Consider the following 12203-nt stretch of genomic DNA (forward strand, 5'->3'; position numbering starts at 1 on the left):
CAGGGGCGGCCCTCTTTCCGAACGCTTGACGTCAGTCGCCGTTGCCCGGCGTCGGCGTCGTCTTCTGGATCTGCATCAGGAACTCGGCGTTCGACTTCGTCTGCTTCATCTTGTCGAGGAGCAGCTCCACCGCCTGCTGCTGGTCGAGGGCGTGCAGCACCCTGCGCAGCTTCCAGACGATGGCCAGCTCGTCGGGGGCGAGCAGGATCTCTTCCTTACGGGTACCGGACGCGTCGACGTCCACCGCGGGGAAGATCCGCTTGTCGGCGAGCTTGCGGTCGAGCTTGAGCTCGGCGTTGCCGGTGCCCTTGAACTCCTCGAAGATGACCTCGTCCATGCGGGACCCGGTGTCCACCAGGGCGGTGGCGAGGATGGTCAGCGAACCGCCGTCCTCGATGTTGCGGGCCGCACCGAAGAAGCGCTTCGGCGGGTACAGGGCGGTCGAGTCGACACCACCGGACAGGATGCGGCCGGAGGCGGGCGCGGCGAGGTTGTACGCACGGCCCAGACGCGTGATCGAGTCGAGCAGGACGACGACGTCGTGGCCCAGCTCCACCAGTCGCTTGGCGCGCTCGATGGCGAGCTCGGCGACCGTGGTGTGGTCCTCGGCCGGGCGGTCGAAGGTCGAGGAGATGACCTCGCCCTTGACCGACCGCTGCATGTCGGTGACCTCTTCCGGACGCTCGTCGACCAGGACGACCATCAGGTGGCACTCGGGGTTGTTGTGCGTGATCGCGTTGGCGATCGCCTGCATGATCATGGTCTTGCCGGTCTTCGGCGGGGCCACGATCAGACCGCGCTGACCCTTACCGATCGGCGACACGAGGTCGATGATGCGGGTGGTGAGCACGCCCGGGTCGGTCTCCAGGCGCAGGCGGTCCTGCGGGTACAGCGGGGTGAGCTTGTTGAACTCCGGTCGGCCGCGGCCGTGTTCGGGCGCCATGCCGTTGACGGAGTCCAGGCGGACCAGCGCGTTGAACTTCTCGCGCCGCTCGCCTTCCTTGGGCTGACGCACCGCACCGGTGATGTGGTCGCCCTTGCGCAGGCCGTTCTTGCGGACCTGGGCGAGGGAGACGTACACGTCGTTCGGCCCGGGCAGGTAGCCCGACGTCCGGATGAAGGCGTAGTTGTCGAGGATGTCCAGGATGCCCGCGACCGGGATCAGGACGTCGTCCTCGTTGATCTGCGGCTCGGGGCCGCCCATCTCGTCACGCCCACGGCGGCCGCGGCGGTCGCGGTAACGGCCCCGGCGGCCGCGGCGGCCACCCTCGAAGTCGTCGTCGTCCTGCGGGCCGTTGTCGCGCTGCTGGCGGTCCTGACGGCCGCCGCCCTGCTGCTGGCTCTGCTGCTGGCGGTCCTGACGGCCGCCGCCCTGCTGGTCGTCGCCCTTGCGACGGTCACCACGGTCGCCACGCTCACCGCGGTCACGGCCGCGGTCCCGGCGGTCGCGGCGGCCACGGCCCTCGCCGTCACCGGCGTCGCCCTGCGGCTGCTGCGCGGGCGCCTCGGCCTTGGGCTCGCTCTTCGCCTCGGCCACGACGGTCTCGGGGCTGCCCGCGGGGGCGCCCGCCTCGGCGGTGGCACGGCGGCGACGGCGCTCGACGGGGGCGTCGTCGCCCCCGCGCTCGGCGGCCGGCTGGCCGGGGATCTCGATCTGCTGCTGGGCCACGGCCTTCTCGGCGGGGGCCTCGCCGCCCGCCTCCGCCTTCTTCTCGGCGGCATCGCCGGTACGGGCCTTGGAGGTGGCGCGGCGCTTCGGCTTGGTCTCGGCGGCGTCGCCGGCGGCCGAGGACGCCGCCTTGGGAGCCGCGGCACCTCCCCCGGCCTGCGCCTCCTTGATGACCTCGATCAACTGGCTCTTGCGCATACGCGCGGTGCCCTTGATACCGAGGCCGGATGCGACCTGTTGCAGCTCGGCCAGCACCATGCCGTCGAGGCCGGTACCGCGGCGCCGCCGGGAGCCGGCACCGCTGGCAGGCGCGGAGGCGTCCGTGGCGGGCGCGGCAGCGGTCTCCTCGACACGTGCGCCCATCAGATCGGTGGTGTCGCTCACGAAGGGTCCTTCCCTGGAGCGGACGTCGGCCTGTCTGGCTCGGCGACCGTTTGTGCTGTCCGACGTCGGTCCCATCCTTGTGGACCGTGCCGGGGCGGTGGTCCGCCTGAACGGCGGAGGAATGTGATGACGGCGCTTCCGAGAGCCGTGGCACTGAGTGTCCGTGTCACGTGGCTTGGTCACACCGGTTCCGGAGCGTGCCCGGCAAGTCGCTCAGTGCCCGCGTACGAGGTACTGCCCATGTACGTCGTACGGAACGCAGTGCGGCTTGGGAGGCTCCCGGAAGAATGTCTGTCCCGGACGGGGACGTGAAGCACCTCGCCATGGTGGGGTCGGGTGCAGACTTGAGATTAACACTACCGGATCCAACAAACATTCCCCCTCTCGAAATCCGGCACACGCCGGATCTCAGATGTCACTGGCCGCCGCGAGCGGGAGCACACAGGCCCCCTGGGCGTCGAGTTCCAGCCGGTTGGCGGCCCAGCCCTCGCCCGCCAGGTGGGCCACCTTGTCGGCGCTGTCCGCGTCGGCGAGCGCGAGCACGGTCGGCCCCGCCCCCGAGATGACTGCCGGGACTCCGTCGGCCCGCAGCCGCTCCACCAGTGCGGCGCTCTCCGGCATGGCGGGAGCGCGGTACTCCTGGTGCAGACGGTCCTCGGTGGCCGGCAGCAGCAGCTCGGGGCGCCGGGTCAGGGCCTCGACGAGCAGCGCGGCACGGCCGGCGTTGGCGGCGGCGTCGACGTGCGGGACGGAGCGCGGGAGCAGTCCGCGCGCGGTCTCGGTCAGGACGGGCTTCCCGGGCACGAAAACCACCGGAACGATGGAATCGGCGGGCTCCGTCCTGATCGCCCGGGCGGCGCCGGACTCCATCCAGGAGAGCGTGAAACCGCCGAGCAGACAGGCCGCCACGTTGTCGGGGTGGCCCTCGATCTCGGTGGCCAGCTCCAGGAGCGCGGTGTCGTCGAGCCGGGCCTCGCCGCCTATGGTCACGGCGCGGGCGGCGACGATCCCGGCGCAGATGGCGGCCGAGGAGGAGCCGAGGCCGCGGCCGTGCGGGATGCGGTTGGCGCAGACGATCTCCAGGCCGCGCGGCTGGCCCCCCAGCAGGTCGAACGCGGTGCGCAGGGAGCGTACGAGGAGGTGCTTCTCGTCGCGCGGGAGCGTCTCGCTCCCCTCCCCCGCGATGTCGATGTGCAGCCCGGAGTCGGCCACCCGGACGACGACGTCGTCGTAGAGCCCCAGCGAGAGACCCAGGGCGTCGAAGCCCGGGCCGAGGTTGGCGCTGGTGGCGGGGACGCGCACCCGGACGGCGGCGGCGCGGAAGGCGGGACCGGCCATCTCTCGATGACTCTCCTTGAGCTGCGTGATTGTCGAATGACATTCGATGACGTACGAAGACCCTGCGGGCCGCGGAGACGACACGGCACCCCGCTGTACGCGAGGGCATATGCAGCGGGCGGGTTCGGTACAGCCTATCGAAGGAAGGTTCTGTGGCGACATAGGGCGCACAGGAGGCGCACGATGCGTGTCGTAAGCCCCCTGTGCACCCCTCCTGGGGATGCCCTGCTCAGGCGCCGCGGAACGGGGTCTCAGGCGAGGCCGAGGCGCTCGGCCGCCGTCGCCGCGTCGACCGGGACGGTGACCGGCTGCGGGGCACCCGCGACGGCCCAGTCGGGGTCCTTGAGGCCGTTGCCGGTGACCGTGCACACGATCCGCTGCCCCGGGTCGACCTTGCCCTGCTCGGCCGCCTTCAGCAGACCGGCCACCGAGGCGGCGGAGGCGGGCTCCACGAAGACGCCCTCCTGAGCGGCCAACAGCCGGTAGGCGCGCAGGATCTCACGATCCGTCACCTCGTCGATGAACCCGCCGGACTCCTCCTTCGCCGCGATCGCATACTGCCAGGAGGCGGGGTTGCCGATGCGGATCGCGGTGGCGATGGTCGACGGGTCCTTGACGACCTCGCCGCGCACGATGGGCGCGGACCCGGAGGCCTGGAAGCCCCACATCCGGGGCGTCCCGGCGGCCACGCCGTCGGCGGCGTACTCCTTGTAGCCCTTCCAGTACGCCGTGATGTTGCCGGCGTTGCCGACCGGCAGCACGTGGATGTCGGGCGCGTCGCCGAGCATGTCGACGATCTCGAACGCGGCCGTCTTCTGGCCCTCGATACGCACCGGGTTGACCGAATTGACCAGCGCCACCGGGTAGTTGTCGCTCAGCGAGCGGGCCAGGGTGAGGCAGTCGTCGAAGTTGCCGTCGACCTGGAGGATCTTCGCGCCGTGCACGAGGGCCTGGCCCATCTTGCCGAGCGCGATCTTGCCCTGCGGGACGAGCACGGCGGAGACCATGCCCGCGCGCACGGCGTAGGCGGCGGCGCTGGCCGAGGTGTTGCCGGTGGAGGCGCAGATGACCGCCTTCGCGCCCTCCTCCTTGGCCCGCGTGATGGCCATGGTCATGCCGCGGTCCTTGAAGGAACCGGTGGGGTTGGCGCCCTCCACCTTGAGGTGGACCTCGCACCCGGTGCGCTCGGAGAGCACCTGCGCGGGCACGAGGGGCGTGCCGCCCTCGCGGAGCGTCACGACCGGCGTGGTGTCGGAGACGGGCAGCCGGTCCCGGTACTCCTCGATGATTCCGCGCCACTGGTGGGTCATTGCTGGTTACTCTCCTTCAACCCGCATGATGCTGGCGACACCCCGCACGGTGTCGAGCTTGCGCAACGCCTCGACGGTCCCGCCCAGGGCGGCGTCCGACGCGCGGTGCGTGACGACGACGAGGGACGCCTCGCCGTCCTTCCCCTGCTGCCGAACGGTATCGATGGACACCCCGTGCTCGGCGAACACGGTGGCGACCTGGGCGAGAACACCCGGTTTGTCGGCCACGTCCAGGCTGATGTGGTACCGCGTGACGACCTCGCCCATGCCCGAGACGGGGAGGGCGGCGTACGCGGACTCACCGGGTCCGGTCGTGCCGCTGAGCCGGTTGCGGCAGACGGCGACGAGGTCGCCGAGGACGGCGGAGGCGGTGGGAGCGCCGCCCGCGCCCGGCCCGTAGAACATCAGCTGGCCGGAGGCGTCGGACTCGACGAACACGGCGTTGTACGCGCCGCGGACGGAGGCGAGCGGGTGCGTGAGGGGGATCATCGCGGGGTGCACGCGCGCGGTGACGGACCGGCCGTCCTCGGCGCGCTCGCAGATGGCGAGCAGCTTGATGGTGCAGCCCATCTCCTTCGCCGAGGCGAAGTCGGCGGCGGTGACCTCGGTCATGCCCTCGCGGTAGACGTCGTCGAGGCGCACGCGCGTGTGGAAGGCGATCCCGGCGAGGATGGCGGCCTTGGCGGCGGCGTCGAACCCCTCGACGTCGGCGGTCGGGTCGGCCTCGGCGTACCCGAGGGCGGTGGCCTCGTCGAGGGCCTCCTGGTATCCCGCGCCCGTGCTGTCCATCTTGTCGAGGATGAAGTTGGTCGTGCCGTTGACGATCCCGAGCACCCGGTTGACCTTGTCGCCGGCGAGGGACTCGCGCAGCGGGCGGATCAGTGGGATGGCACCGGCGACGGCGGCCTCGTAGTAGAGGTCCTTGTCGGCCTTCAGGGCCGCCGCGTGCAGGGCGGCACCGTCCTGGGCGAGGAGCGCCTTGTTGGCGGAGACGACGGAGGCGCCGTGCTCGAAGGCGGTGGTGATGAGGGAGCGCGCGGGCTCGATCCCGCCGATGACCTCCACGACCACGTCGATGTCGCCGCGTTTGACGAGGGCGGTGGCGTCGGTGGTGACCAGTTCCTGCGGGATGCCCTCGCGGACCTTGGAGGGACGCCGTACCGCGACGCCCGCGAGCTCCACGGGGGCCCCGATCCGCGCGGCGAGGTCGTCGGCGTGCGTCGTCATGATGCGCGCCACCTCTGAGCCGACCACTCCACAGCCCAGCAGCGCCACCTTCAGCGGACGCGTACGCATCATCCGACCTCGTTTCCTCATACCGTCTACGGTGGGTCCAGTCTCACTCACCGGACGGGAGTTTCTGCCCCTCGTCCGGATGATGAGACATCTATTTCATTTCCGCGGGGCCGGAAGACCGTAGATCTTCCAGCCCCGGCCCGGGTCAGCCGACGTCGAGCCGCAGCAGGTCCTCCTCGGTCTCGCGGCGGACGATCACGCGGGACTCCCCGTCGCCGACGGCGACGACCGGCGGGCGCAGCACGTGGTTGTAGTTGCTCGCCATGGACCGGCAGTAGGCGCCCGTCGCCGGTACGGCGATGAGGTCGCCCGGTGCCAGGTCGGCCGGCAGGAACGCGTCCTTGACCACGATGTCCCCGCTCTCGCAGTGCTTGCCGACGACCCGCGCGAGCATGGGCTCGGCGTCACTGGTGCGGGACACGAGGGCGACGGTGTACTCGGCGTCGTACAGCGCGGTGCGGATGTTGTCCGACATCCCGCCGTCGACGGAGACGTAGGTGCGCAGCCCGTCGAGGGGCTTGACGGTGCCGACCTCGTAGAGCGTGAAGGCGGTCGGGCCGACGATGGCCCGGCCGGGCTCGACGGAGATGCGCGGGGTCCGCAGCCTGGCGGCCTCGCACTCCCGCGTCACGATCTCGGTGAGCGCCTTGGCGATCTCGTGCGGTTCGCGCGGGTCGTCGTCGGAGGTGTAGGCGATCCCGAGCCCGCCCCCGAGGTCGATCTCGGGCAGCTCGACACCGTGCTCGTCACGGACGTCCTTGAGCAGGCCGACCACGCGGTGCGCGGCGACCTCGAAGCCGGACATGTCGAAGATCTGCGAGCCGATGTGGGAGTGGATGCCGATGAGTTCGAGTCCGTCGAGCTGCAACGCGCGCCGCACGGCCTCGGCGGCCTGCCCGCCGGCCAGCGGGATGCCGAACTTCTGGTCCTCGTGGGCGGTGGCGATGAACTCGTGGGTGTGCGCCTCGACGCCGACGGTGATCCGGATCTGGACCCGCTGCCGCTTCCCGAGGCTCTGGGCGATGTGCGCGACCCGGACGATCTCCTGGAAGGAGTCCAGGACGATGCGTCCGACACCTTCGGTGATCGCGCGGTGGATCTCCTCCGTCGACTTGTTGTTGCCGTGGAAGGCGATGCGGTCGGCGGGCATGCCGGCGGAGAGCGCGGTGGCGAGCTCGCCGCCGGAGCACACGTCGAGGTTGAGCCCCTCCTCGTGCAGCCAGCGCACGACGGCCCGGGACAGGAACGCCTTGCCGGCGTAGAAGACGTCGGCGTCATGCCCGAAGGCGGTGCGCCAGGCCCGCGCCCGGGCCCGGAAGTCGGCCTCGTCGAGGATGTAGGCGGGGGTGCCGTGCTGCTCGGCGAGCGTCTTGACGTCGATACCGCCGACGGTGGCGACCCCTTCCGCGTTGCGGCCGACGGTCTGGGCCCACACCTTGGGGTCGAGGGTGTTGAGGTCGGCGGGCGGGGCGGAGTAGTGGCCCTCGGGAAGGACGTCGGCGTGACGGGGCCCGGCGGGGTGTGCGGAACGGCTCATCTTCTTGACTGGCTCTCTGTTCTCAGAGGTGTTCGGGTGCGTCGATGCCGAGCAGGGTCAGGCCGCCGGCCAGCACCGCCCCGGCGGCTTCGGCGAGCGCGAGCCGGGCACGGTGGGCGGCCGAGGGTTTCTCCGCACCGCGCGGGAGGACGGCGGGGAGAAGGGGGAGCACGGCATCGGCGACGGTGACGAGGTGCCGGGCCAGACGGTCGGGGGCGTGGTGCGCGGCGGCGGCCCGCAGGACGCGGGGGTGATCGGCGAGGGCGTTCCGCAGGGGGGTCGGGTCCGGTACGGCCGCGTTGCCCGCGCCTGGTGGGTTCAGGTCCCCGGGCTCGGCGTGGAAGCCCAGGTCGGCGGCGTTGCGGGTGAGGGCCCGGGTGCGGGCGTGGGCGTAACGGACCCGGAAGAGAGGGTTGCTCTCCCGCTGGACCAGGTGGTCGGCGGTGATGCGGGGCCGGTCGTGGAGGGCGGGACGGAGCAGCGCCCAGCGGGCGGCGTCGCGGGCCAGGGGGGTGGGGTCGGCGGGGGCGGGGACGGGGCGGATGGTGACGGGTAGGGGGGTGGGGGGTGTGGGGGGTGTGGGGGGTGTGGGTTCGGGGCGGTGGTCGGCGCCGGGAGGGGTGGGGGGTAGCGGTACGGGGTGGCCGTCGCCGCCGAGGGGGGTCGGGGGTGTGGGTTCGGGCTGGTGGTCGACGCTGCGAGGGGCGACGGGGGCCGGAACGGGGCGGACGTCGACGCCGGGCGAGGTGGGGGGTGTGGGCTCGGAGCCGTGGTCGACGCCGGGAGGGGCGACGGGGGCCGGAACGGGGCGGACGTCGACGCCGGGCGAGGTGGGGGGTGTGGGCTCGGAGCCGTGGTCGACGCCGGGAGGGGCGACGGGGGCCGGAACGGGCCGGTGGTCGACGCGGAACGGGGCGGCGGCGGGGGCCGTGGCTGCGGCGGGGGCCGTGGCGGGAGTGTTGGCCTCGCGGCTGCCGTGCGCGTCGACCTGGACGCCGAGGAGGTCGGTCCAGGCCGGTTCCGGGCCGGCGACGCAGCTGGTGCGGACGAGGGCGCCCTGGGAGCGGAGGATGCGGGCGACGGCGTCCATGACGACGACGGCGCGGACTTCGTGGGGCGCGTGGAGCTGCACGAGCTGCCCGGTGGGCCGGTCGGCGTGGCCGTACCGCTGCCCCAGCCGCAGGATCTCCCGCACGAGGGCGTCTTCGCTCCCCCGCCCCAGGCTGATGTTGAGGAACCCGGGTCCGGTGACGACGACGTCGCTGATGCCGTCGCTCTGCGCGAGACGCCGCCGGAGGATCTCCGCGACCCGCAGCGGCGGCTGTCCGGCCGGCCGCGCGAGCTGGAGGGCGACGTTGGAGGCGTAGTCACCACAGCCACCGGGCCCCGGGGGCGCGACGTCGGTCCGCCCCGGCACGACGACGTCCAGCTCCCCGTCATCGACAGCACGACGCACCGCGCGCAGCACGGTACGGGAGAGCTCGACGGGGGTCACGGGACAAGCGTATGGGAGGAGGGGGGTGGGAGGGCGAACGGGTTTGGCGGGGGTCCGGGATGTGGGACGGGGTGGGGCCGGGGGTGGGCGGCGCAGCGGTGCGTGGCCGACGGATGCTCGCCGTTTCCGCCCTGTGGTCCGGTGTGACGGGGTTCAGGCGCCGGTGCGGCCGGCCCGCTCGGTCTCTCCGCTGCCGAGGACGCCCCCGACGAGTGGACTGTCGTCCTCCCCCGGTCCCCGCCCCTCTCGGCTCCGCTCGATCAACTGCCGTACGAGTCGCACGAGTTCGGCAGGCTCGAAGGGCTTGGCGAGGAAGGCGTCCACGCCGGCGTCGAGACCGCTGTCGACCTCGTGCTGCGTACAGGCGCTGACGATGGCGAGAGGGAGGTGGGCGGTACGGGGGTCGGAACGCAGCCGCTCGGCGGTCCGCAGTCCGTCCAGCCGGGGCATGACCACATCGAGGGTCACGACATCGGGACGCACCTGATGCACGACATCCAGACACTCGACACCATCGGCCGCGGTCACGACCTCGAGACCCTCCAGCTCGAGATTGACCCTGATCAGCTGCCGGATGACCTTGTTGTCGTCCACAACAAGCACCCGACCCGACGCGCCTGGCACAACTCGAGAGTAGGTGCGCACCGGCCACCGCGTCCGGGTTTTCCCCACTTCCACCCCGTGCGGGGGACCGGGCATGCGAAACCCGTTCCTGATCACCCCGAGGGAGCTGGTAGTGTTTCACCCGTCGCCGCGAGCCACCAGCTCCGCACCGACACGCCCCCGTAGCTCAGGGGATAGAGCAACGGCCTCCGGAGCCGTGTGCGCAGGTTCGAATCCTGCCGGGGGCACCCTTTGTAAGGTGCCCAAAGACCCCGTCACCAGCGGAAACGCTGAGGCCGGGGTCTTCGCGTATGTGCAGGCGTATGCCACCCTGAGCGGCCGTATGTCGGGGTCCGTGGACTATTTGTGGACACGATCTTGAGGTATCGGCCCAGGTCAGTTCGGGGAATCACGAAGGGCCGTCGACACAGCGCAAGCCTGGCACCCTCACCCGACTTCCGGCCAGGTCTCGGGCGGCTCCGGCTCGCTCTGGCGCCCCACTCGACGCTCGTTCTCGCCCCGCAGGCTCGTCAACCACGGCCAGAGATCGGGCAGCGGTTGAGCCGAGCATGCGATCCGGTGCTCGATACGACACCGCTGAAACGGATCCGGCGGACACACGCCGTAGACCGTCACCCGCCCGTCGGACAGCACGATCCACCGATACTCCGCCGGCACTGTGTGGGCCAACGGCTCCATGTCCGGCTCAAGCAGGACCCAGTCATACTCCAGCGTCGCCACGCGATCGGCCGGCAGGCCGCAGTACAGGCAGAGCGACTGCCCACCCTCTAACCTGCGCGGTCCCTCTTCTAAAGCCCCCATACCGCGAGGGTCGGTAGCGGAAGGCTTCCGCGCGAAGAGGCGAATCGGACGGAACGCATGAGGCATGCACGCATTACTGAAACGACGCGCGACGCAGAAGGTGCACCCCGCAACTATCGACCGTCAGCGCACGGCCGAGACACCACGAAGCCCCCCGACCCAGTTGGGTTGAGGGGCTGTGAGAGTCGAGGTCGCCTACTCGTACTCGGACAGTAGCTCTTCGATCCTGTGGTTGGCGATCTCCTGACGTCCGTCGAGGCACTTGGCGTAGCGGCTCAGCAGAACCTCGACACTGTTGCCGGCGCGTTCGGCCACCTCGGTCGCGTCAACTCCGGAGTTGAGCCAAGTCGACAGCGCCGAATGCCGAAGGTCGTACGGGCGGGCAGCGAGCGGCGAGGCGACCACGGCCGGCGGAAGAGCTAGCGCACGAGCTTCCTGCCACACGCGGTAGTACGTAGACGAACCGACCACTCCCCCACGCTCGTTGGTGAAGAGCCGCCCATCCGTGGCGGTACCGAAGACGTCGAGATGCTCCCGAAGGATCGCAACGAGCTGAGGTGGGATCGGCACCGGCCGCACCTCTTCAACGGGTCGGTTTTTGAGCCCCCGGTCATCATGGGTTTCCCCGGAATCGGTCCAGAGCTTCCCAACACTCGGACGAGTCCGATGCAGCAGAGCCGCTCCCCATCCTTCTTCCGGAAGCTTGAGATCGGCTTCCTTGAGTCCCACTGCCTCTGCCGGACGGAAGCCGCCGTAGTACATGGAGGCGAAAAGACCGACGAGTCGACGACCGCGCGCGCGACGGTATCCACCGACGTATGAGACCGCAGTCAGCAAGGCACGGGCCTGTTTGGGGTTGGCGACCACGCGGGGGTCGACTTCTTTTACGACCTTCGGCTTCTTCCAGCGAATCGAGGTGACCGGGTTCTCCGTGAATTCTCCGAGATCCACCGCGTAGCGCATCGCGTTGACGAGCGTCCGCCGCTTACGTCGCACCGTCTCGGCTGCCGCCGCCGTGCCATCAAGCTTCAGCTTCAGCGAGTCCAGCACGGCCCTGGCAATCGCTGCGTCACCGAGGTCTGAGAGCGGACGTGAAGCCTTGGCCACCCAGTGCAGCGTGTTCGCGATCTCCGTCGGCAACTCGCGGTCCCCAGGACCAGGCAGGACGAAGGCCCAGTTCCGGAGAGCCTTCCTGAGCAGTTGATCAGCCGGTCGTCCCGGACGGTCATCGAGGAGAGCCACGGTCACCGCGGTCAGCGACTCGTTGATCCCATCGCGCGTGTTCGGTGCAGCGTGCGGCCACTTCATGGCGAGGTACTTCACCGCGAAGGCGTACCAGGTCATCGAGGGCGCCTTTTCCACCATCGAGTCCGGAAGTCCGGTCGCTGTGTCGAATTCCTCGCCGTCACGCATGGCACGGAGCAGTTTGGAACGGAAGTTGTCGGCAAGCCCCTTGGTACGGAACTGATCAGAGAACACGTTCCCGCCGACGATCCACCGGACGTCATAGGACGGTTTCTTGGTGTTCCTCTTCCGTACGCCCCACACCTTCACATCGAGCGACTTCATGCCGCCGCCCTTTCTCGGCTGTTCAGCCATGCCGTGAAGTCGCTGCGCCACACCCTCAGTTCACCATTGGGCAACTTGAATGCCTGGGGCGCCTGTCCCAGTTCACGCCAACGGTAGAAGGTCCGGCGCGAGATGCCCTTGAGTTCCGCAAGGATCTCCGGAACGGTCATCAGCTCATCC

10 protein-coding genes and 1 tRNA gene are annotated in these 12203 nt (G+C 70.4%); 1 reads left to right on the forward strand and 10 read right to left on the reverse strand.

Going from position 1 to position 12203, the window contains the following annotated elements; genetic code table 11:
- Positions 1–31: 31 nt before the first annotated feature.
- The 7 genes from rho to ACIQJT_RS21895 form a co-directional block, all read right to left on the reverse strand.
- A complete protein-coding gene (gene rho, locus ACIQJT_RS21865; protein ID WP_365461829.1) occupies positions 32–2053 on the reverse strand; it encodes a transcription termination factor Rho in 2022 nt (673 codons plus the stop codon).
- 408 nt (positions 2054–2461) lie between these two features.
- On the reverse strand, positions 2462–3391 hold the full coding sequence (gene thrB / locus ACIQJT_RS21870) for a homoserine kinase (protein WP_402645861.1): 930 nt from the start codon (positions 3389–3391) through the stop codon (positions 2462–2464).
- Positions 3392–3642: 251 nt separating this feature from the next.
- Positions 3643–4701 (reverse strand): threonine synthase, encoded by a 1059-nt coding sequence (thrC, locus tag ACIQJT_RS21875; protein WP_402645864.1) that lies wholly within the window; start codon positions 4699–4701, stop codon positions 3643–3645.
- Between the two features lie 6 nt (positions 4702–4707).
- Positions 4708–6000, reverse strand: coding sequence for a homoserine dehydrogenase (locus tag ACIQJT_RS21880; protein WP_402645866.1), 1293 nt, complete (start codon positions 5998–6000; stop codon positions 4708–4710).
- Between the two features lie 142 nt (positions 6001–6142).
- Complete coding sequence (lysA, locus tag ACIQJT_RS21885) at positions 6143–7534, reverse strand: diaminopimelate decarboxylase (RefSeq protein ID WP_402645869.1); 1392 nt, start codon at positions 7532–7534, stop codon at positions 6143–6145.
- A gap of 22 nt (positions 7535–7556) precedes the next feature.
- Positions 7557–9029, reverse strand: coding sequence for an ArgS-related anticodon-binding protein NrtL (gene nrtL / locus ACIQJT_RS21890; protein ID WP_402645871.1), 1473 nt, complete (start codon positions 9027–9029; stop codon positions 7557–7559).
- Positions 9030–9182: 153 nt separating this feature from the next.
- Positions 9183–9623 carry a response regulator gene (locus ACIQJT_RS21895; RefSeq protein ID WP_402645874.1) on the reverse strand — a complete coding sequence of 147 codons (441 nt, stop codon included), beginning with the start codon at positions 9621–9623 and terminating at the stop codon, positions 9183–9185.
- Positions 9624–9808: 185 nt separating this feature from the next.
- Here ACIQJT_RS21895 and ACIQJT_RS21900 point away from each other — a divergent pair.
- Positions 9809–9880 (forward strand) — tRNA-Arg (locus ACIQJT_RS21900).
- A 199-nt stretch (positions 9881–10079) separates the two neighbouring features.
- Here the strand turns inward: ACIQJT_RS21900 and ACIQJT_RS21905 are convergent.
- The 3 genes from ACIQJT_RS21905 to ACIQJT_RS21915 all read right to left on the reverse strand — a co-directional run bounded on the left by ACIQJT_RS21905 (position 10080) and on the right by ACIQJT_RS21915 (position 12193).
- Positions 10080–10454: a DUF6083 domain-containing protein gene (locus ACIQJT_RS21905; protein ID WP_402645877.1), complete on the reverse strand. Its 375-nt coding sequence runs from the start codon at positions 10452–10454 to the stop codon at positions 10080–10082.
- 195 nt (positions 10455–10649) lie between these two features.
- Positions 10650–12023 carry a tyrosine-type recombinase/integrase gene (locus ACIQJT_RS21910; RefSeq protein ID WP_402646481.1) on the reverse strand — a complete coding sequence of 458 codons (1374 nt, stop codon included), beginning with the start codon at positions 12021–12023 and terminating at the stop codon, positions 10650–10652.
- On the reverse strand, positions 12020–12193 hold the full coding sequence (locus tag ACIQJT_RS21915; RefSeq protein ID WP_030597040.1) for an AlpA family transcriptional regulator: 174 nt from the start codon (positions 12191–12193) through the stop codon (positions 12020–12022). The genes ACIQJT_RS21910 and ACIQJT_RS21915 overlap by 4 nt, the downstream gene beginning before the upstream one ends.
- Between the last annotated feature and the right edge of the window lie 10 nt (positions 12194–12203).

The organism is Streptomyces sp. NPDC091972 (genome assembly GCF_044756385.1).
In the GTDB taxonomy this organism is placed as follows: domain Bacteria; phylum Actinomycetota; class Actinomycetes; order Streptomycetales; family Streptomycetaceae; genus Streptomyces.